Source organism: Acetohalobium arabaticum DSM 5501 (assembly GCF_000144695.1).
Taxonomy (GTDB): domain Bacteria; phylum Bacillota; class Halanaerobiia; order Halobacteroidales; family Acetohalobiaceae; genus Acetohalobium; species Acetohalobium arabaticum.
This window is the reverse complement of record NC_014378.1, coordinates 252,590-274,491: the sequence shown is the minus strand read 5'-3', so window position 1 is coordinate 274,491 and position 21,902 is coordinate 252,590. Positions and strand designations below refer to the sequence as shown.

At 34.3% G+C, this 21,902-nt stretch carries 19 protein-coding genes and 1 pseudogene; all 20 read right to left on the bottom strand.

Features of this window, described 5'->3' with window-relative positions:
* Window positions 1–67 precede the first annotated feature (67 nt).
* Window positions 68–442 carry a flagellar protein FlaG gene (locus tag acear_RS01440; protein WP_013277256.1) on the bottom strand — a complete coding sequence of 125 codons (375 nt, stop codon included), beginning with the start codon at window positions 440–442 and terminating at the stop codon, window positions 68–70.
* Window positions 443–496: 54 nt separating this feature from the next.
* Window positions 497–1,072, bottom strand: a complete 576-nt coding sequence (locus acear_RS01435) for a hypothetical protein (RefSeq protein ID WP_013277255.1) — start codon at window positions 1,070–1,072, stop codon at window positions 497–499.
* A gap of 23 nt (window positions 1,073–1,095) precedes the next feature.
* Window positions 1,096–1,608: a flagellar export chaperone FlgN gene (gene flgN / locus acear_RS01430; protein WP_013277254.1), complete on the bottom strand. Its 513-nt coding sequence runs from the start codon at window positions 1,606–1,608 to the stop codon at window positions 1,096–1,098.
* Window positions 1,598–2,053 carry a flagellar export chaperone FliS gene (gene fliS, locus acear_RS01425; RefSeq protein WP_013277253.1) on the bottom strand — a complete coding sequence of 152 codons (456 nt, stop codon included), beginning with the start codon at window positions 2,051–2,053 and terminating at the stop codon, window positions 1,598–1,600. Before fliS ends, flgN begins: the two co-directional genes overlap by 11 nt.
* A gap of 87 nt (window positions 2,054–2,140) precedes the next feature.
* Window positions 2,141–3,844: a sulfotransferase gene (locus acear_RS01420; RefSeq protein WP_013277252.1), complete on the bottom strand. Its 1,704-nt coding sequence runs from the start codon at window positions 3,842–3,844 to the stop codon at window positions 2,141–2,143.
* Between the two features lie 27 nt (window positions 3,845–3,871).
* Complete coding sequence (locus tag acear_RS11995) at window positions 3,872–6,238, bottom strand: methyltransferase domain-containing protein (protein ID WP_013277251.1); 2,367 nt, start codon at window positions 6,236–6,238, stop codon at window positions 3,872–3,874.
* Window positions 6,228–8,531 (bottom strand): glycosyltransferase family 2 protein, encoded by a 2,304-nt coding sequence (locus acear_RS01410; RefSeq protein WP_013277250.1) that lies wholly within the window; start codon window positions 8,529–8,531, stop codon window positions 6,228–6,230. The genes acear_RS11995 and acear_RS01410 overlap by 11 nt, the downstream gene beginning before the upstream one ends.
* Window positions 8,532–8,561: 30 nt before the next feature.
* Window positions 8,562–10,307, bottom strand: a complete 1,746-nt coding sequence (fliD, locus tag acear_RS01405) for a flagellar filament capping protein FliD (RefSeq protein WP_013277249.1) — start codon at window positions 10,305–10,307, stop codon at window positions 8,562–8,564.
* 111 nt (window positions 10,308–10,418) lie between these two features.
* Window positions 10,419–11,855 (bottom strand): flagellin N-terminal helical domain-containing protein, encoded by a 1,437-nt coding sequence (locus acear_RS12895; RefSeq protein ID WP_013277248.1) that lies wholly within the window; start codon window positions 11,853–11,855, stop codon window positions 10,419–10,421.
* A gap of 302 nt (window positions 11,856–12,157) precedes the next feature.
* Window positions 12,158–12,403, bottom strand: a complete 246-nt coding sequence (gene csrA, locus acear_RS01395) for a carbon storage regulator CsrA (protein ID WP_013277247.1) — start codon at window positions 12,401–12,403, stop codon at window positions 12,158–12,160.
* A gap of 14 nt (window positions 12,404–12,417) precedes the next feature.
* The gene (fliW, locus tag acear_RS01390; protein WP_013277246.1) at window positions 12,418–12,852 is read right to left on the bottom strand and encodes a flagellar assembly protein FliW; all 435 of its coding nucleotides are present in this window, start codon (window positions 12,850–12,852) and stop codon (window positions 12,418–12,420) included.
* 15 nt (window positions 12,853–12,867) lie between these two features.
* The gene (locus tag acear_RS01385) at window positions 12,868–13,428 is read right to left on the bottom strand and encodes a DUF6470 family protein (RefSeq protein WP_013277245.1); all 561 of its coding nucleotides are present in this window, start codon (window positions 13,426–13,428) and stop codon (window positions 12,868–12,870) included.
* 13 nt (window positions 13,429–13,441) lie between these two features.
* Entirely contained in the window at window positions 13,442–14,308 is an 867-nt protein-coding gene (flgL, locus tag acear_RS01380) for a flagellar hook-associated protein FlgL (RefSeq protein WP_013277244.1), read from the bottom strand.
* Between the two features lie 92 nt (window positions 14,309–14,400).
* Window positions 14,401–16,806, bottom strand: coding sequence for a flagellar hook-associated protein FlgK (gene flgK, locus acear_RS11990; RefSeq protein WP_013277243.1), 2,406 nt, complete (start codon window positions 16,804–16,806; stop codon window positions 14,401–14,403).
* Between the two features lie 11 nt (window positions 16,807–16,817).
* Window positions 16,818–17,318 carry a flagellar protein FlgN gene (locus tag acear_RS01370; protein WP_013277242.1) on the bottom strand — a complete coding sequence of 167 codons (501 nt, stop codon included), beginning with the start codon at window positions 17,316–17,318 and terminating at the stop codon, window positions 16,818–16,820.
* 19 nt (window positions 17,319–17,337) lie between these two features.
* Window positions 17,338–17,631, bottom strand: a complete 294-nt coding sequence (gene flgM / locus acear_RS01365; protein WP_013277241.1) for a flagellar biosynthesis anti-sigma factor FlgM — start codon at window positions 17,629–17,631, stop codon at window positions 17,338–17,340.
* Window positions 17,632–17,943: 312 nt separating this feature from the next.
* Entirely contained in the window at window positions 17,944–18,345 is a 402-nt protein-coding gene (locus acear_RS01360; RefSeq protein WP_013277240.1) for a flagellar protein, read from the bottom strand.
* 700 nt (window positions 18,346–19,045) lie between these two features.
* Window positions 19,046–19,414, bottom strand: a complete 369-nt coding sequence (locus acear_RS12515; RefSeq protein ID WP_049772633.1) for a ComF family protein — start codon at window positions 19,412–19,414, stop codon at window positions 19,046–19,048.
* Window positions 19,415–19,594: 180 nt separating this feature from the next.
* A pseudogene (locus acear_RS12990) lies at window positions 19,595–19,759 on the bottom strand (double zinc ribbon domain-containing protein); the annotation flags it as partial.
* Between the two features lie 46 nt (window positions 19,760–19,805).
* Entirely contained in the window at window positions 19,806–21,812 is a 2,007-nt protein-coding gene (locus acear_RS01350) for an ATP-dependent helicase ComFA (RefSeq protein ID WP_049772632.1), read from the bottom strand.
* Window positions 21,813–21,902: the final 90 nt, after the last annotated feature.

Here is a 21,902-nt window from a genome sequence, read left to right as displayed (position 1 = left end):
TCCTCCAGACTATCATAATAAAAGAAAAACCGGGAGAATTCCCGATTAGAATAAGTTAAATATGAAGTTATATCTTCTCATCCAATATAAGACCAACCATATCTTTGATTCGACCAATCATATCGAGAACTTCTTTTGGTGGTATTTCTTTAATTACTTCATGCTTTTCTGTATTTACTACTTTAGTCATCATCCGCTCACTTTCTTTATGCATTTCAAATTTTAATTCTTCATGAAAGGTCTGTACTGTTTCATTTAATTTCTCTATGCCATCTTTAACATTTTCTTCAGTTACTTTCTTCTCATCTGTCTTCTGTTCTTTAGTTTCTTCTTCCCCAGCCTGAAGATCAACCTTATCTTTCTGTGAAGTACTTTCAATCTGCCTTGTTTTCGATTGTTCTGAACTAGTTGGTTGATTGTTGCTAACTTCAGAAACTTTCAAGTTATCACCCCCAATAAATATGGTTGATTTAAATGGAATTAAAAATAATAATTATTATTTTACATTAGTCAGTTTATCATTTAGTTCATTAAACTGCCCAATATAATCAACAATTTCGTCCTCTAATAAATCAGCCGCTGAATCAAAATCTTTAATTTGCATTTTCTTCATTACATCTCTTAACCTTTTGTTAAACTCTATCAATATTTCTTCTCCCTGCTTTGTTAATTCTTCACTATCAAGTAGTGATAAAATATTTTGTAATACATTAATATACCATTCCAAGCCTTCAAGACAGGACTCATATTTTGCTCTACCCTTTTCTAGTTTTTCCTGTCGAAATAATTGAGCAGTATTTATAACTCCCTCTTTAAGCTTAGGTAAATACATATCAATCTCCGATAAAGTTTCTTCTATTAATTGATTAACTTCTTTAGTTTCAAATTTTAATATAGACTCTTCATCAAACTCAAAATCACTACTCAATAGTAAATCTTCATTAACTCTCATATCATTTAAATAAATCTGTTCTACAATTTCTCTATCCAATCTAGAATGAACATTACTTATGATTTCTTCAATATCACCTGATACTCCTTCTAGTTGGTCCTCATTTATGTATACTTCCACAACATTATCCTCCTTAAATTCACTTACTTATTCTGATCAATGAATTTGCCTTCAGAACTATCGGATTTTCCACTATAAGCGCGGTTAACACTTAAACCTTGGTTAACATCATTTAATTCCTGCTGCTTTTGCTTTTTCTTTTCTTCCATTCTAGCTTGATTTACTTTATCTAATTCACCTATCTGCTGCATAAGCCGATAAACATTTATTAGAACTTGCTTCAACTTTTTCGTTCCCGGTAAGTCCTTATTACATAATTCAGGGTAAAAAGTATCACCGATCTGCAGATTTAATTCAGCCGAAATTTTCTCTTGATAAGACAGGATCTGTTTTTCCAATTCATCAACTTTCTTCATTAATTCTCGTTTCCTACTCACAAGTTGATTTAAACTCTGCCACTCATCATCTTCAATAACCTGCTGTTGTTGATTAGTTAATTTCAACATTTCTTTATAGTAATTTAATTCTTCTTCGTAATTATTTGTAAGTTTTTTTATTAAATTTTCAATACTCAAATTATCATTGTTATCCTTCAATATTAATCCCTCCGGACAGATTCTGCGGCCTCTTATTAGTTTCATCTTTTGAAGGCTGATCAGCTTTATTCTGCTTTACTTTTTTGATTGCTTCCTGCCATGTTTCCCTTAATTCTGCCAACATATCACGCACTTCTTCCATAGGTTCAATATCTTTATTAACATTAGCTTCTATTAACCTACGGTTCATATAATCATATAAACTCTCTAAATTTCTAGCAATTTCTCCTCCCTTTTCCATATCCAAAGTAGCCATCAATTCATGAATAATATCCTGAGTGCGGACTAAATAATTGTTTGCTGCTTCATAATCATTTTCCTCTACTCCTTTGATAGCCTGCTTAAGAAACTTAATTGCACCATCATAAAGCATTAAAAGTAATTTTTCTTGACTTGCAGTTTCAACTTGGGTGTTTTTATATTTTTGATAAGGATTGTTAGTCATTTTAATTTCCTCCTTTAAAAATAAGAAATCAGTATTTTTAACTTCTTTCCTAAATCAAAGCAAATAAGTTTATTATTCTATAAAATATTAATCATAGCCAAAAACAGTTCTAATAGGTGCATATTTTTTAACTGCTTTTTCTATTGCATCTAAATTAGAATACCTTTCCTCTTCATTCATATTATCTAATTCAAACTTTTCATTTGGCATATCTAAGTTTAAATAAGAACAAATATCTTTTAAAGTTTCTTTGGTGTTTTCTGTAAGCTGTTCATAAGTAATTATATTAATATGTTGTCTATGATCCCATATAATTGATGCTAAAAATTGCCATACCTCTGCTTGTCTTTCTACAGCTATATCTGATTTAAAAGGAAAATCTTTATATCGTTCATGCATATCTTCCTCTGTAACTCTAGTCTCCGGTACTAGCTTACCTATTTGTGAAATCCATGTCCTCCAACTACCAATAGTATATAGAGGATTTCGAACTATTGCAATAATTTTATATCCATAACTTATTAACTTTTCTATTTGAAATAAATAAGGAACATTAACTTTCGATCCAACAATTGCATTTTTATCAAAATCCTTTTCAATAACTTTTAACTTTTTTTCTCGCTTCTCTCCTCTTTTATTCGTAGACAATTCACCATTTTCTTTAAAACTATTAGGAATTGGTTTCTTTAATATTAATCTTTTTCTAATTTCAGAAAATTTATCAGGCAGTTCATTTATATTATAAAATATTTCATCAAGACAAATAGCATTAGGTAAAGAACTTATTAAATAAGAGAATAAAGTTGTTCCACTTTTAGGTATCCCGGTTACAATTAAGTTTTTCTTTTTCTGGGTATTAATTTTTGGCTTATTATATTCGATCCCACTCATTTCATACCCATAATATTCCATCAAATCCCCACAAATATTCTTGAATTGTCTCTTTTGTTCTTGAGTCCAATCTTCAAATCCCGGAAAAGAATCATTTATATTTTCATTAACTGGAGATTCTAAATGCTTTCTATATTTATCTATTATTTCATCCGTTACTTTTATCTCAAAAAAATTTAATAATTCTACTAATATTTTCTCATAATCATTTTTATCAAATAATTTTTCGAATTTTAAAGTAAGACAATTTTTATCCTGCAAAACATCTCTTTTCATTATTTTATTCTTTTTTACCCAACTCCAACATGCTTTTTCAAATCTACTCATTTCTTCCCATCTGCTAAAATAAGGGCTATTAGGTAAATCATTAGCCTTAAAACGAATATCATCTAAAGGATCTTTATCTCTAAAGAGAGTCCTATTCATGACAGATCTGACCCATTCTCTACCATCTCTAATTATATGTAATATTTTATAATTTGGTAATTGTTTTCCAAGGACTGGTATTATCCCCCACAACCCTCCTGAATTACTTTCAATATAATAATTAAATTTCATTCTTCGAGCTTGATTTAAATAATAAGCTCTATTAACTAAAAAGGTGTTAATTACTTCCTGAGAATTAATTCTATTAATTACAAAGTCTTTACTAAGTCCAAATAAATTCGGGTATGGTTCGTGATAAGATATAATCTTATCTAAAGAATTAAAAAATTTAGCAAAAAACTTTGTCCCTGTCCTCCCTGTAGAAACTATAAATCTCAATTTTAAATTCCCAATATTAATGTTACTATTCTTCATAAACCCTTCTATATACATCTTTTTAGTAAAATCTATTAAAATCTTTTCTAATTGTTCTTCACTAATTTTTTTATCAGGTAAATCAATTTTTAACTCCATTTTTATATCTCCTTACTTTAAAATAAATTATACTTTACATATGGCAATAAAATTTTCTGCACTATTTTCCTTTACTCCTGGATGAATTTTAAATTCCTGATACGAATAATATTCAATTTCTTCAAAAACCTCTTGTAAAAACTCATTAAATTCTTTAAAATACATTTCGGAAATGTGAAATGGATTATCTATTTTTCCTTCTCGAACTCTTTTATTAGGAGTAGATAATAAAAAGATACCCTTATCTTTAACAACCCTCTTAGCTTCCTTTAAGTAACTTATTATATCTTTACTTTTTAAATGTTCAATTGTTTCATAAGATGTATAAATATCAAAACTATTATCTTCAAAAGGTAAATTAGTTACATCTCCTTGTTTCCAATTCACATTGTTGAACCCAAAAGTTTTCTTTCCCCAATCTAAGTTTTCTTCAAGAATATCTAAAGCAGTTACCTCCTTAGCATATTTTGAAAAATAAGCAGCTCCATAACCAAATCCAGAAGCAGCCTCTAAAACTTTTTTATTTTTCACTAAGTCTTCTGCAAATGTATAATAACAAACTATTCTTAATTCTCCATGAAATCTCATAAATTGTGTCCCAGGATATGCCCTCTCCCATAAATAATTTTTAAAATTACTTTCTATATGATTCTTTAAATCTTCATCATATATATATGTTTTAATATCTTGTTCAAAATTAAAATCTAATCCATTAACTATCTTTTTAATTAATGGCTTAATTTTTTTATAATTATTTGGAATTTGAAGTGAATTAACATTTTTATTAAAAATAACATTTTGAATAAATATATTATTGTTTTTATTTGCCAGTAACATTTCTAAATGAAATAATTTTTCCTGTATTTTTTCCGCTTTTAAAGTTACTAAATTCAATTTATCAAAAGATATATTACTAAAAAATTGCTCAGAATATGGAATAAAATTATTAATAAGTTGTACAGCATCTGTTCGATTAACTTTATTTAGTGAATTATAATCTTGTTTAATGCCTTTAGTAGTTTTTGTTTCTAATAATTTACTTATTATTTTTTCTACTTCGTATAATTGATTTTCCAAAGAATAATTATTTTCAATGTACTCACGATATTCTAATGGAGTTAATTCTCTTTCCAAAAAAAGCTTTTTAAATTCTTCGGTTTCCTTAAATATATATTTACCAGGCCATATATCTCTACTTTCTCGCCAAGCATGTATAACCGGCTGTAAGCCAGCTGCCATTCCCTCTGCTAATGCATAATGAAATGATTCCTCAACAGAAGCAGAAATAATATATGATTTATCTTCTAACCATTTATTTATGTCATCAACTCTTTCAAATATAAATTCTATATTATCTTCTAATCCTAACTCTTCAATCATAGTCTCTATAGCCATTTTATATCTGAAATCTTGATGTTCCCCTCGAATAAATAATTTATATTCATTATCTACTTTTAATAACTCATGAAAGTGATTTAATAATAATAATAAACCTTTTCTATAATTAATATTTCCTACTAAAGCTATCTTCTTATTTTTCTTTTTATTTTCTGGTATATAGAATTGATCTAAATCTACACCATTTCTTATAACTTCAATTTTTTCTTCATCTATTAATTCTCCATATTTTTCAATAAGAAGCTCTTTCTTATGTTCAGCTACAAAAATCATTTTATCTATATAATTAAAATTTATTTTTTTACCATAATCACTAAACACTTCATAACCATGCAACCTACAAATAACTTTTTTATCTTTTATAGATGAAACATTATTTGTTACGTGAACTGCCATTTCATTAGCCCATTCTAACCAAACAATATCCGCCCATTCAACTGCTTCTTTTATTTCTTCTCCATCAGTTGAAACTACAAACTTTACATCATAAATCAAAGACAAAGCTTCTACTTTATTATCAATAAATCCCCAGCCTATACCAGGTACCGTAAGAAATACGATTTTAGTATTCTTTTTCATTAAGTTTCTTACTTCATTATATTTAGTTTCTATTTCCTTGAATTGACTCAATTCAAAAGCTTTTTTATAAAATTTAATTGCAGCAACTTTACTTCTATTTTGATATTCAATATCCCCTAAATGGTCATAAACTTTATAATCTTTATTAGAAATTCTCATAAAATAACGCCAAGCTTCCATATCTTCTCCTAAATCCTTCAAACAACATCCATAATTATACAAGAGCTCCATATCCATTGGATTTCTTTCCAATCCTTTTTCAAAATAATTTCTAGCTATTTCAAATTTATTATTATGATAATTTAATAATCCAAAAAAATTATTTTTCTTAGTCTCTTCTTTTATTTTTCTTATCTCTTTTTCTGCCTGATCAAATTGTCCTTGGTTTATTAATTTATTAATTTTGTTATAGTCCATACTTTTCTTCCACCTCTTTTGTTTTTTCTTCTATTCGCTTCAATGCTTGAGCTAAATCATCCTTTTGCTTTGAAGAATTAATAGAATTTTTTGCTTGTAAATAATAATCCTTAGCTTGATTATATTGATTCAACTCTTCATATACATATCCCAAATTATAAAGCAAATCAAAATTATCAGGCTCAATTTCTAGTCCATTCTTTATAATTTTTTTAGCTTTTTTAAAATTATTTTTCATAATTGCAATAACAGACTTCATTGAATAAATTTCAGCATCATCTTCTATAGTATCTTCATACTCATTAATTAATTCTTCTGCTTTTTTTAAATTACCATTATTAATTAATTTATCTATATTATTTTTAATCTTTTCTTGATAGTTCTCTAATCCACCATTTAAAGTATCTTTTTTCTCAAATCTTTCTAACAACATTTGAATACCTTTTTTCATCGCTGGAAAAGCATCTAAACTTTTTCGTAAATATCGAACATATTTTTTGGGATTATTTTCTTTATGTTGATTAGCAAGATAAATATATAATAAGAAAACTTCCTCATCATTTTTAACAAACTGAGTCATTTCATTCTGAATTATTTCATCACTATATACCATTTTTATATATTTAGTACCATCCTCAATGTACCTTCGAAAAATATTAAAATACTTCTCATTATTGAGATCATCTAACACTAATATATATCGTTCTAGTACTTTATTGATATTAAGATGACTTAAAGTTTCAACATTAAATCTATTTTCTAAGTATTCATAAAGAACAGAACTTATATTTTCTTCTTTATTATCATCCAGTACATACTGCAAAAATTTATTTAATCTTTGTTCTTGTATAACTCCACAGACATCTACTAAAAAATATTTGTTCTGTAACAAATAATAAATTATATCACCATAATAGTTAGGTAAAGAATTAAAATTCATTTTTGTTATCAGATTAACTAATTTATTATCTTTTAGTTCCCGCAGCCTTACTTTATTAAGGATTCCATAACTACTTTTTTCTACTGAAAAAACATTAAAAATATTATACTTTTTCTCTTTATTCATAGTCATCATTTTAGACTCTAATTCAGCTAGATATTTACCAGATAAATCTTTAAATTCAGTCAATATTTTATTCTGATAATAATTTTTTATTTCATTAAATCTATCTGTTTCAACACACGCTTTTATAGCCTTAGGAATAACTTGTTTTATATTATCTTTACTCTTTATCTTATAACTAACATTAATAATCTGTTCGTAGTCTTCTATTCTTTCATATAAGACTAATAAAAATAGATATGCCTGCTCTAAATTATCCTCTGTATAAAAAATAAAAGATGTATCATTTATTTGTTCTAAAGGCCCATCTTTTTCAACTATATCCAGATAAATTTTAAAATTTTCTATTGCTTCTTCATTTTTATTTAATTTTAATTGAGCTTTACCAAGATAATAATATAAATCAGAATAATAACCTTTTGCAAGGCCAATAGCTTCCTTACATATCTTTTCTGCCTCACTTAACCTATTCTGACCAAGATACATTTTAGCCATCAGATTATGTATATATAAATAAGAGCTTAAATCAGTTTTCTTTTGATTTACTACCTCATAAGTCTTTTCAATATTCTCTATAGCTTTATCATAATCCCCATGCATCCCATAACTATTTGCTAATTGGAATCTATAATAAATATTTTCCGGATCATTTTCTAACTCTCTTTTTAATATATTACTAGTTCTATTAAATTTTCTTTCCATTAATTCTTGATCATTTTGTAAATAACCATAATGTTCTAAAACGGTATCCAATGTACATACTGGTTTCTTTACTACAGGTTGATTATGAATTGCTCCTTCAAAATGAAAATCTTCATCATTTTTGAAAACTCGTGGTACTAATAAATTTGAAACGTTAGTCTTTTCTTTGTTAATATAATTTTTCTGAGTAACTAGAGCTGAATTAAATTCTTTATATTTACCAGATTGAAAGAAATGAATGAATCCCTCTGGATTCTCAACTACTTCATCTCCATCAATAGAAAAGTACCAATCCCCCTTAGTATAACTTATAACTGTATTCCTCATTTCCGAAAAATGATCATTCCATTCATGAAAATAAACTTTATCAGTAAACTGTTTGGCTATTTCTACTGTCCCATCGTCAGATCCAGTATCTACTATAACTAATTCAGATTCTATCGCTTCTCTAATTGGCTGTAAACTCTTTAAGCATTCTTCAAGATACTTTGCTTCATTTTTAACCATCATTCCTATACTTAACTTCATATTACTAGCCTCCCAATTTAACTAATTCTATTACATCATAGAACTTAACATATTACTTGTTCCGCCCATGCTGCCCAGTTGACTCTGCATCCAACTCATCTGATTATTCATTTCTGAAATAGATTGCTCCATAGATGTAAACTCCTGAGTTAATCTTTCTCTCTCCTGCTCCAATCGATCATTTGTAGATGCAATACTTTGCTCCACATCCTCCATCATTCTTTCATAAGAATCTATTTTCCCAGGAATTACTCCTATATTAGTTTGGATCACCATATCTAAATAGCTATCTAATTTAGTAGCTACCCCATCAAAAGAACCATCATCTTCTTCACTAGTAAAGAGATTTTTCACCTGCTCCGGCTTTTCTTTCAAAGCAGTTTCGAATTTGCCTGAATCAAATTCAAGTGTTCCATTTTTCTTACTACTAATTCCAACTGACATCAAACTATTATATTCATTACCGCTATCTACTTGTTCCATTACTAACTGCCGTAACCTAGACTGTAGACGCATTAAGGTTCCATCCCCTTGTAATGCACCGCTTTCCTCAGTCTCTGAATTATAATCAAGCTTTTTATTCATAAAATCCTGCACACTATTATATTGGTCAACAAAAGCCTGAATTTTAGAAGTAGCTTTCTCAGTATCTTGACTGACAGTAACAGTAGCTGTTTCTGTCTCTTGTGAAGGTTGAGCAGCATCACTAATTTCAAAAGTAACATTACTTACTGCTTCATCAATAGTATTATCCTGACTTGTAATGCCAGTAATCCCATTAACAGTTACTTCAGCATTTTGTGCCGCTTGATAACCATCATTACTAGTAATAATATTATCACTACCGTCGATAAGACCTAAGTCTTCCAATAAATGCTGTCCATTACTATTCCCATTATCAGATAAAGTAATTTCATTATCTGTTCCCGTTTCATTACTTTCTAGTATTAACCGATTAGATACAGTACTAGCGTTAACACCAGCATCGCTATCATTAACTGCAATCACAAAATCTTCAAGAGTATCAGTCGCAGACACACTAATATCAGTACCATTAATAGTTACTGTATCATCATTCATCATAATTGCAGTTGCTAAATTATTCTTTTCATTAGCCCCAGTCCCATCCATCCTTACCACTGTATTATTAGCTATCGCAGAACCAAAATCATAACTCTCACCTAAATTTGAAGAAGTTAAACTGCCCAAATCCCCTTCGGCAGTTGCCTTATCTAAGGAAGTATAGACTTGTTGGTTAGTACTCACAGCAACAATATTTCCATCACTATTTTTCAAACCATAATCATAAGTTGTACCATCAATTGTTTCCCCTGAACTAAACTGGGTTGCTGTATATTCTCCCCCATTCTGCATAGCTATCTCAGAAATATCCTCACTATTAGCAGAAGTAGCACTATCGATTTTAGCAGACTGATCTGTTCCAGCTATTCTATGAGCTAGAGCTTTCTTTACTACCTCTATATCATAAGTGCCTTCAGTAGCATCTGTAGTAGAAGTAGCAGTAACTACTTCTTCATCACTACTTGTTGTCTTGTTAGACGCAAAAGTAGAAGACAATTTTAACTGTGTTACCTTTTGTTCTAACTTATCTATTCTAGAATTAACATCCCGCCAGGCATTCTTTTGTGTTTCCAAATTACTCTTTTCCTGATTTAAATTCTGCAACTTTGTTCCATACTCTGCATTTAATATCTGATTAATCGTATTTTCAGTCGGCATTCCACTGGCCAAACCATCCAAACTCAAATCAGCCATTCTTTCACCTCCATATTAATTATTAAAGCCAGCCGGAAAAACCGGCCGGCTTTGACTTCACTAATAGTTTCTTACCTTATTTCTAAATTTATCTTTAAAACTGATTACTAATTATCCAAGTAACTGCATTACTCCCTGTGATTTCTGATTAGCCTGAGCTAACATAGCAGTACCAGCCTGAGAAAGAATTCTCGTCTTACTCATCTGCATCATCTCGCTGGCCATATCTACATCACGAATTCGAGAATTAGCTGCAGTTAAGTTTTCTTCGGCAGCACTGAGATTATTTGTAATATGTTCTAATCGATTCTGCTTAGCACCGAGCTTAGAACGCTCACTGGATACCTTCTGAATAGCATCATCCAATGTTGATATAGCCTCATTAGCATTCTCAGCACTTGTTACATCAAGATTACTGACTCCTAATGCCTCTGATCTCATATCATTAATAGAAATACTCATATTCTGTCCATCATTAGCACCAATCTGTGATTGTACTACACCATTGGATTCAATTTCAACATTAAATTTATTAGTACCTGCAGTAGTACTCATCTCTTCTCCATCAAACTCTAATTTTAATCCTTCAAATTTACCTCCAGTAACTTCAATTGAATTCCCACTAGAAACATAGTCTGTATCAGCTATTGCAGTAGCATTACCACCATTAGTACCAGCCGTAATATCAATATCCGTGCCTTCATTACTTACATCAATAGCAGTACTAGTTGCTACAGCAGTAGAACCAGCAGAAATATCAAGTTCATTCGCTGAACCAATAGCTGCATTCTCAATTGTCATAGTTCCACTACTAGTAACATCAGCATCTTCAACTTCTTCAATACCTAACTTATCAGCGTTGTCATTAAGCACAGTTTGCAAATTATTTGCAGATACTGTGGCACTAGAAGCAGAAGCATCATAATTAACTGTATTCCCATTAACAGTAATTGACTCATTAGTACCTTCACCAGTACTTACAGTAAGGTCATAACTTCCAGCACTAGCAGCAGTAGCAGAAGTAATATCAATAGTTCCAGTTTCCGTATCTGCAGACCCACCTTGTACACTAGCCCACTCTTTATCTGTTCCATCAACAGTTTCAGTATTTGTAGTCGTTTCCAATCCAGCTCCACCATTTAACAACTTCTTGGTGTTAAACTCAGTAGTTTCACCAATATTATCAATTTCATCCTTCAACTGATCGATCTCTTCCTGAATCTCTGCCCGGTCATCAGCCGTGTTAGTATCATTACCGGCCTGAACAGAAAGTTCACGCATCCGCTGCAAAATACTATGAGTTTCCTGTAAAGCACCTTCAGCAGTCTGAATCATAGAGATGCTGTCCTGAGCATTTCGCTGTGCCTGAGCCAGACCATTCATCTGCCCCTTCATCTTTTCACTGATAGCCAAGCCAGCAGCATCATCAGCAGCACTATTGATTCTCTTCCCAGAAGATAATCTTTCTAAAGATTTACTCATGTTTTCATTAGTAGATTTTAATTGGTTATAAGCATTCAAAGCCGTCACATTAGTATTAATTCTCATTTTTATCTTCCTCCTTGATAATAGTTTTACTTCCTTCAGCCTCCTTGCTGATAGGAAGTGGTTTTGGCTACTAATCATCAACTAATCCTAGTAGGCTAATCTAGTGATAGCTAATGAAAGTTAGTAACCACTGCTACTTTAAATTTAACTTTAAAGCACCAGTCCTTACTAACTACTAATTGCTCACTAATCATTACTCTTCACTAATAATTATCGATAATTTAGTAAATAATTTAATTTTAGTTATAGTACTTTAATCATCACTACCTATTTTTAAAGTAGAATAACTCTATTTTATTACTTCATTCCCCCTTTTTACTTTGATTTGCAGCTTCTTTTATTATACTGGCTAGATTGCTTGCCTTAATATCTGAAGCCTGTTTATTCTCAGTTACTATTTCTTCATAAATTTCTTTGCGATGAATATCTATCTTTTGGGGAGCATCAATCCCTAACTTAACTCTATTTCCATCAATATCTACTATTTTAATTTCTATCTGATCATCAATAATAATACTTTCCTCTTTCTTTCTAGTTAAGACTAACATCCTCTTCCTCCCTATTAAGCTGAAATACTTTCTTCTTCAAATAATCGATACTTTACTGGATATTCTTCTTCCTCGAGAATAATCTGTTTAGCAATTCTTTTCTTTTCATTAATTATAATCGGCGCTTTAAGATTCATTGTCATCTCTTTAGGATTCTCAGGAACAACTACAATATTCATTACTAATACTTCTGCTTTCGATTCAAGCTGTAACTCATCTTTTACTTTATCATTCAAACTGAATTCATAATCCTGACAAAAAACTCCAGGCTCTACTATTACAAAAGCTAAATCCGGATCAGTCATTGACTGCAGCCAGAAAAAGGGCTCTTCATCAGCTACTAATGTAAACCGTTTATTATCTTCAAAACCGTACAACCCATCTTCAAAAGTAATTATCTCTTCTTCATCTACTTCTAACTTACCAAATCGAGTCGTTTCTAATTCCATTCTGCTCCTCCTTAATTACACTTTTTTATCAACAGCTTTAATCTCTAATTCAGCTTTCTGCTTTTGATATGCTTCAACCTTCCCCCACTGTAAATCAATCTGCGGCCAGTTAGGTTCTGTATCTAATTTAATCCCATTTAAATCCTTGACTTCAAAATTAATATCCTGTTGCCCAGGAGTAACACTGATTTCAGGTCCCGGCTTCCATTTCAATCCTACTTTCTTTTTATCACCATAGGCATTCTTTTTAGCCTGAGCAATTAAAGGCTTACCTTTCTTTTCAATCCTTGCTAATTGATCTCCTTGACTAGAGTATTCAGCTATAGCTTTTAAAGCTGTCTGCTTCCCTCGTTTAGCTATATCCTTACCATAAATCTTGTAATGTTTATAATTCAAAGCAGCCCGTGCTTTCTTCTGATCAATTTTTACTTTAACAGGCTTAGACTCAATCTTCAACTCTCCATTCACTGTTTTCTGCTTAACTTCAGCCGGCTTCTGTTTAACACTTGTTTGAGGCGGAGTTGTCCGCAGACCAATCTTAGCCAGCCTCTGATTAATCTCTAACCTTAACTTCATCCTCATCCGCCCCTTACCTTAGAAAATCCGTTAAACTAGGTTGAATTATCCTTGCCCCTGAAGATAAAGCCGCTCGATGTACATTCTCACTCATCTTTAGATTCATAATCGTCTTTGCAATATCGACATCTTCATTCTGTGATAACAACTCTTTGAACTTAATTTTATCGTCTTCTAAGCGATTCTTAGTTAATTCCAACCGATTCTGCTTAGCACCTACTTCCGACCTCTTTTTTATAACTTCATCTAGACTTTCATCTAAATCAGATATATTATTAGAAATTCCATCTATATTTCCTGTTTCTAAATTATCAATTAACTTCTCCATTCGATCCAAGATAGGTTCAAAAAAATCACCACTCTGATTGATCTTCACTTCTGTTCCTTGACTAATTTCTCGAATAATTTTACCATCATCACCTTGGTACTTAGAACTATTATCAGAATAAGGCTTAATATTTACTTTATGACCGGCAAAAATATACTTACCGTTATAAGAGGTATTGGCTACTCCTTTCATATTAGCTTTAAGTTCTTTTACTTCATCAGCAATCGACTGTCTATCAGTTTCATTTAATGAACCATTAGCCCCTTTAACGGCTAATTCCCTTGTTCGGTGTAATATATCATTAGCATGACTTAAAGTACCTTCGGTAGACTTAATCCAGGTCAATGACTGATTTATATTTCGAGTATACTGTTTATTACTACTGATAGTAGATTCTAAATCCATACTTCGCACTGTACCAGTTGGGTTCTGAGATGGCATATCAAACTTCTTACCAGTAGATAATTGCCGATTATATTCATCAAGTCTTTCTTTACTATCACTAAGATTACCTAATAAATTATTAACCATCATTCCATTCGTTACCCGCACTTATCTTCACCTCCATTTTCAGTTATCTGTGGTAGTTGTCTGTGTCAGTTATCTTTTTACTGATTCCCGACACTAGTTCCTGACACTAAACACTACCTCTTTATCCCATTCACTAATGTATTCAATATCTCATCCATCGTAGAAGTAAACTTAGCTGCCGCAGTATAGGACTGCTGGTACTTAATCATCTTCGACATCTCCTCATCCAGCGAAACACCAGAGATCGAATCACGCTGCTGTTTTAAATTCTTAGTTAACACTTCCTGATTCTTAACCATTCTTCCTGCCCGCTGGCTGTCTACTCCTAATTTGGAGATATTGGACTCATAATAATCACCAAAATCAGCCGTTCCAGAACTAAATACCTTCTTATTATCTACCTGTGATAAAGCTAAAGCATTTCCACCGTCGCCAGCATAATCATTAACTCCATTACTATCGGCATTATCGGAAGCCTTAGTAGCTGCTGCTATCTTGGCTAAACCGCCTTCAGATTTAATAGCCTTAGCCAAATCTATATTCTTAGCTGTAATCTCGCCATTATCTTCGCTACTACTTGCTGCTGAACCTATTGCTCCTCCTACTACATTAGCAAGCTTTGAACCCCAGGAAGAATCGGATAAATCAACACTTTCTCCTCCAGTACTGCTTGTAAGATTATCAAATTCTGAAGTATCTTCCCCATATATATCAGTACCTTCATGATAAACTCCATGTACTTGTAATCCTTCTATATTAGCATTATCTATTGTTGAACTAAGCTGACCTTCATCATCAGCATCTTCATTTGTAACCAAAACTGCATTTTTAACCTGAAGCCCAGCTTCATTGGACCGAAAATCATAATTATTAATAGTATCCTTAACCGCCTGCATAGCATATTCCTCTGATCCACCACTTGAAGAGTCCAAATTAGCAAGGGTAGCCTTGACCTTATCCGGATCCGATGTCCAATTACTGCCAGAAAAATCTTTAGGAATTATATTAGAATCTCTATACTCAATTACTCCCATTTGAATATCATTAACGCCTTTACTCTTTATGGTATCGATAAAGTTTGATAAATTATCTTTAACTTCCTCTTGGATACTATCCATACTACTGGTATTATCTACTACAAATACTATATCTGCTTTGCCAGCAGTACTTCCAGAAGCAACCTCCGAAGTTTTACCAGTAAAAAAATCCCGTCCAGCTCCTGTCCCCTTCAGACCTAGCTTTTGCACAACATTAACTGCGCCAGCTTCAGTATCACTTGTATTCACTAAGTCTATTGCAGTCCCCGAAAGAGAACTATGAACCTTCAAAGTATCAGCTGCACCATCTCCATTGTTATCTACAGTAAAAGAATCTACCTTAGCCACACCATCTATCTTATTAGCAATAGTGTTAAGACCATCACCGCTATTAACTGTAACAGAATCCTCAACACTGCCATTAACTACTACATTAAATTTACCTGTAGCTCCATCTAATGGATCACTAGGAGTAGCCTGAACATTCGACTCCAGCTCAGTCATCTCCGTATCACTCAAACCATAACCCTGATGATGCTGATCATTAAAGGTAGCAGCTAACTCTTGAGCCATATTATCCAACTGCTCTACATACTTAGGAACTTCTTCATCTCTGGCTTCCAGTAACCCCTGCATCTCTCCATTAGTAAAGTTAACTTCTTCATTGGTCTTATCCCATCTAACTTCCACTGTCTTATCGAATTTAGAATCAGAACTTGCAGTCTCTACTGTCTTTAGTTTACTTACCTCATCCTGCCAGACTAACGACTGGCCTTCAATATTGACTGTCACCGCCCCATTATCCATTTCATTAGTCTGTACGCTGGTAATCTTGGATAGCTTCTCAACCAGTAAGTCCCGTTTATCCCGCAGATCATTCGGATTCTGGTCCATACTCTCAATTCTGCTGATCTGGGCATTCAAGTCTGCAATCCGCTGGCCGTAAGAATTTATATCATTTACTTTAGTCTTGAGCTGATTATTAAGCGACGTCCGATAATCCCGCAGCTGATCATCCAAATGATTAAATGTATCCGTCAAAGACAGGGCCCTCTGCCGTACAGTAGCCCGTACCGCTTCACTCTCTGGATTATTATTCAACTCCTGGAGCGAATTCCAGAACTCATCCATTGAGTTACGCAGACTCTTATCCGACGGTTCATTAAAGATTAACTCTATCTGCTCTAAGGCATCATTCTTTACTTCCCACTTACCCTGAGCACTGGTTTCTTCTCTAATCTGCCCATCAATAAACTCATCTCTAACCCGCTTGATCTCATCTATCTTAACCCCGGTCCCTACTTGTCCAGCTCCCGTGCCGTGTTGAATAGTATGGGGGCGATTGGTTGCATGAATTGCTTCCTGTCGGCTATAGCCTTCTGTATTAGCATTTGAAATATTATGGCCTGTTACATCAAGTGATTTTCTCTGTACCTGTAGAGCACGTTTACCTAGTTCTATACCGCTAAAAGTAGAACCCATAGCTGTCCCTCCTACACTTTCTGGTCGATAATCCTCCGCTGTTGATCACTACTATCCTGCCCCTTATCGCCCGGTTTCTGATATGTATTAGTCTTCCCGATATTACTGTTAGTTAACAACTCCAATGTATAATCAGTTAATTGTAAAGATTCTCTAATTAGGTTAGCATTGATTTCATTTATTTCCTGAAGTTCTTCTAACAGTTCCAGAATATCACTTCTAATTTCCTGCAGCTGGCTTTTTTGGGGCTCACTAATTAACTCTATCAGCTTATCAAACGAAAGCTCACCTTCTTGAAGTGAATTCTTTGCTGCAATCTTTTCTAAGATATCTATCCGTTTACCTTCCAGTTGATCAATTTTCTGTACCTCTTTTTGTTCCTCTTCAATTATCTCTAACAGGTCCTCAACTCGATTATCAATAATGATCTCCTGTTTTTCTTCACTTAACCGGTAAAGCTCTTGATAGATCTGATACTCCGCCTGCAGAATCTCTATTAATTTAGTAACCATAGGCTATCTCACTTCCTAACTAGACTAGATTATCAACAATAGTCCGGGATAACATCTTGTCCGCTACTTCTTCCCCCGATACATTATAATTACCCGTCTTAATCTGCTTCTTTAATCTTTCAACCTTCTCCCTACGAACCTCCGGCTGACTTTCCAAAGCCTTTTTAGCCTCTTGCATCTCTTTAGCATCACTGGAAATAAACAGCTTATCCCCTTTATTTTTACTCTTCTTAGCCTCCGAATTGGACTTAGAAGCCTTCTTTTGATTATAAGTCTTAAGCACCTGACTTAACTGTTCATTAGAAATCTTCATAGCTAACCACCCGCTTTCTCTATTTAAAACTTAAAATCATTTAATCATCTGACACTAGACTTACACTAGACTTCACACAAGACATATTTAAACTTCAAAAGTTCCCTATCTAATTAATAAATATACTTACATTCTTTGCTTTAGTCTCTTTTTTGTCTGAGTCAGTCTGTGTCTTCTGTGTCTAATGTTTTTATCTTCTATTTATTTTATCGACAAAAACAGAAGATATATTAACCTCTATAATCCGAGATTAATCAGTATTAAAGGTAATTTATAGTGATTAGCTCTAAATTAATCCTACTATTAATCACTTTACTTATCCCTACGCCTCCGCGTATGCATCTTACCTGTCTTAGTCTCTCCCTCTAAATCCTGCTTGATCTTCTTTTTCTTACTAGCTAGTCCCTGGGATAGCTCCTCCCTACAGTCACTACAGTAATCGCCACTCTTAATATCTGTACCGCATCTTTTACATTCCACACTTATATCCATATCATACTCTACTAACCGACCTTCTCTAATAAACTGCTTAATCTCCTTAACACTAACCCCAGTTTCCTCATGAACCTCCGGAATAGTAGCCTGTCCATGATCATAAATATAATCCCTTACCTTCCCAAAATTCTCCTCCACCTCCTGTTCACAGTCCCGACAAATCTCCTTTCGATCAGAAGCAAATACCTGACCACAGCGTTCACAATTCTTCAATCCCATTCTAACTCCCCCTTAAGATAAGGATAATTAGCTTACTTATATTCTATAATTTCAACAATTAACTACATTTTTCCTGCATTCTAGGATAAGTCCAAATAGTTCGATCAATATACTCCTGAAAATATTGATTATTAACATAGCTTGCGCATCAACTTAATCTAAATTTTGATAGATTAAAGTTGAGAATGCATCTTAATTGATATATTGTGTCACTCTGCAGTCTTCTCACATGCATTCATTATTTGTAGTTGTTTAGCATAACCGATATAATCTCATTCATGATATTATGGGGGATAGTCAATATGTATCCGCCGCTTGCCACTCATTCGGCGTCCTGCCTCATTCGTTCTCAAAAACTGACCCTCCACCGTCCATGGTTCCGGGTCAGTTTTAAGAGTCGCTCTGGAAACATATTGACTATTGATAATAGAATATATTGAACTACAAATAGTCAACATTTCTCTGAAGCGACTCTTAAAAACAGTTTGGAGCCATGGAGGGCGGAAAACTGTTTTTTGAGAGTGAGCGAAACAGGATGTTGAGCGAACGGCAAGCGTAAGAGATTTGTTGACTATAATCTGCAATATCATAAATGAAATCATATTAGCTGTAAATGGAAAGTGGCACAATATATCAATTTATCGCTAATTAATTAGGACTGATTTCTGGAGCGTTTGCAAGATATCAACTCTAAACTGCATTAATTATCTCCCCTCTGCCGTCCAGTAGCCAGAGTTAAGGCTGAAACACTCTCCGCCCCTGCCCGCAAGAGTACTTTAGCACATTCATTCACCGTAGCCCCTGTAGTATAGATATCATCGATCAATAATATCTCTTTATCCTCTACCACTCCTAATTTATCCGGTTCACAATAAAAGATATTACTGACATTCTTCCGCCTCTCTTCCGGGGACAGCTTACTCTGGCTTACAGTATCGACTGCTCTCTGAAGAACTCTATTATCAACAGACAGCCCAAAGTACTTTCCTACCTCCAGAGCCAGAAGATAGGCCTGATTAAACCCGCGTGATTTAAACTTCTCTACTGCCAGCGGCACCGGTACTATCACATCTATCTCTTCTTGTTTATAGAAATTAGAACCACAGACCGCCAGCAGCCTCCCCAGCGGTTTAGCCAGTATCTGTTCTCCCTGGTATTTAAATTGATGAATATAATCGACTAAACCTCCACTGTACAGAGCTGCTGCTCGGGCCTGATCAAAGTAATATTTATGTTCCTGACAGGTGCTGCATTCTGGGCCTTCATCTAATAGTTTGCCGCATTTTGAACAGTAATTATCAGTAATATAGTCAATCCGTTCCAGACAGTCCCTGCATAGCTGAATCTGGTCTGAAACTAGATTATCCTCATCACAATAGAGACATTTGGCCGGCTCAGGATAGACTAAATCCAGTATTCCGCTTCATAAACTCTGTAATAATTCCATTAATTTCACTCTCCTAGTAATCTTGCTCTGTTATGTAGCCCTTTTGTTGAGCTTCCTGATTCAGACTCTTAATCCTGCTTTTAGCCTGTCTCATTTCCGCAGTAACCCTCTGGCCCACAAACCAGACATTACCCTCAGGATGCTCCAGCGACCGACCAGACCTACCGCCCATCTGGATCAACGCTGATACAGTAAAGACAGACTTCCAGTCAGCAAATAAGACCAATACATTGGCCTTAGGAACAGTGATGGCCCGTTCCATGATAGTTGTAGAGACCAGAATAGGATACTCCCCATCACAGAAGCCGTCCCGCTTTCTATCCCGGGCCTCATCCTGAGCATGGCTGTATTCCACCCAGGGATGATTATTCTCCTCAGGCAGCCTCTGTTGTAGCTCTCTGCCAGCCAGCTCTACCAGTTCCCTTGTCGGCAGAAAGACAAACAGCTGGGCCTGATCCTTCTTAACCGAGCGGTAGATCAGCTTCATCACTTTTTCGGGCAGCTCCACCTGTTGGGCTTCCTGCTTATAATCCAGCTCAGCAGTCAACAGCTCAGGTTCAGGAACAGGATGACCGTGGTAGCGAGCCGGAATCTTGACCAGTAATTTATCCTTATGATCTCTAAAGGCCATTAATTCATCCCCTGGCGTTGCTGTCATAAATATAATCTTTCCCTCCGGGCGGCAGGAGCGGTAGACAGCATACTTAAGCATTTCACTGCCCTGATAGGGAAAGGCATCCATCTCATCCAGCACTACCAAATCGAATTTATCCTCAAACCGCAAAACCTGATGGGTAGTAGCCACTGTTATCCGGGCTGCTCGATACTTATTCTCCGAACTGCCGTGGAGCAGACTGATCTCAAAATCCGGAAAACTCTCTTCCAGTCTAGGAGCCAGCTCAATTACGGCATCCTTACGCGGAATAGCAAACAGAACCTGACCGCCTTCTGTCAATACCTCAGCAATAGCTTGAAAGGAAACTTCAGTCTTGCCGGCCCCACAGACAGCCCAGACCAGTGCCTCCGCCTGCCGGCTGGAGATAAACTGAATCAATTCCTGTCCAGCATCACGCTGAGCAGCCGTTAGTTCAAACTCCAGTTTAGGATCTACTCTCTGTTCCTGCCGCCTGCTTAAAGTAATTGAGCTGCTCCTCTTCTCCGCTAGTTGAAAAGCATACAACGGACGGCAGATCCTTGACCTTCCCATCTGCAGACAGTTAGCACAGTAGTAATCCGTTAATCCACAGTAATTACAGTCTATCTCCACTAGATTTCCACTCTGGCCACAGCGGCGGCAGACCAAATCATTCCGACTGCGGTAGGCTATTCCGGACTTAACTTCCAGTTTAGACTCCAGCTTCAAAGTCTGTAACAGAATAGACAGCGAAGCCGTCAACTTAACCCTGTTCTCGCCCAAAGCCTGCTTTATCTCCTTATAAAAGAGCAGCCGACCATTTAAAGCTTCCTGAACCCTGGCCAACTCATCTGGCGCAGGAAAATCAAAATGATAATCCAACTCCACTTTACTTACCTGACTATAATCTGCTAAACCATAATAGGCCAGAATATTCTCCACCTGCTGACTATAATTAGCTACTACTCCCTCAATCCCCGGCTTCTTTAAACCCAGCTTCTCCTTTAGACTATCGAAAAGATTTCCATCCTGCTTTATCTCTTGCAGCTCTTGCTGTCCCGAACAACTACCTAACTTACGGTAAATATAATTAGCCAACCCAACCGGCAACAGCTCAGTTAATCTATATGCTTTTACATTTCCTGGCGACCATTCCCTAGTCTGTAAAAAATAGCTTAACTCAAATTTGGGATCAAAAGCTAGATTGATACTGAACTTCTCATCCTTTACGAATAAAAGATAGATTACACAGCCTGCTTTCTTCATTCTCTTCACCTCGAATGTAATTCTTCGGCCTGTCGTTGGCTTAAATTGTAACTGCAGTGCATAGTCAATATGTATCTTCCGCTTGCCGCTCATTCGGCCTCCTGCCTCATTCGCTTTCAAAAACTGGCCCTCCACCGTCCATGGTTCCGGACCAGTTTTAAGAGTCGCTACAGACACATATTGACTATGAAATTATTTAACATATAAAAT

What these genes read in the sequence shown, in the direction of transcription:
- acear_RS01420 (WP_013277252.1), bottom strand. Translation starts at nt 3,844, where the DNA reads ATGGAGTTAAAAATTGATTTACCTGATAAAAAAATTAGTGAAGAACAA.
- flgK (WP_013277243.1), bottom strand. Translation starts at nt 16,806, where the DNA reads ATGGGTTCTACTTTTAGCGGTATAGAACTAGGTAAACGTGCTCTACAG.
- fliW (WP_013277246.1), bottom strand. Translation starts at nt 12,852, where the DNA reads ATGGAATTAGAAACGACTCGATTTGGTAAGTTAGAAGTAGATGAAGAA.
- fliD (WP_013277249.1), bottom strand. Translation starts at nt 10,307, where the DNA reads ATGGCTGATTTGAGTTTGGATGGTTTGGCCAGTGGAATGCCGACTGAA.
- acear_RS12895 (WP_013277248.1), bottom strand. Translation starts at nt 11,855, where the DNA reads ATGAGAATTAATACTAATGTGACGGCTTTGAATGCTTATAACCAATTA.
- acear_RS11995 (WP_013277251.1), bottom strand. Translation starts at nt 6,238, where the DNA reads ATGGACTATAACAAAATTAATAAATTAATAAACCAAGGACAATTTGAT.
- acear_RS01385 (WP_013277245.1), bottom strand. Translation starts at nt 13,428, where the DNA reads ATGAAGTTAAGGTTAGAGATTAATCAGAGGCTGGCTAAGATTGGTCTG.
- acear_RS01370 (WP_013277242.1), bottom strand. Translation starts at nt 17,318, where the DNA reads ATGGTTACTAAATTAATAGAGATTCTGCAGGCGGAGTATCAGATCTAT.
- flgM (WP_013277241.1), bottom strand. Translation starts at nt 17,631, where the DNA reads ATGAAGATTTCTAATGAACAGTTAAGTCAGGTGCTTAAGACTTATAAT.
- csrA (WP_013277247.1), bottom strand. Translation starts at nt 12,403, where the DNA reads ATGTTAGTCTTAACTAGAAAGAAAGAGGAAAGTATTATTATTGATGAT.
- fliS (WP_013277253.1), bottom strand. Translation starts at nt 2,053, where the DNA reads ATGACTAACAATCCTTATCAAAAATATAAAAACACCCAAGTTGAAACT.
- acear_RS01360 (WP_013277240.1), bottom strand. Translation starts at nt 18,345, where the DNA reads ATGGGATTGAAGAATTGTGAACGCTGTGGTCAGGTATTTGCTTCTGAT.
- acear_RS01410 (WP_013277250.1), bottom strand. Translation starts at nt 8,531, where the DNA reads ATGAAGTTAAGTATAGGAATGATGGTTAAAAATGAAGCAAAGTATCTT.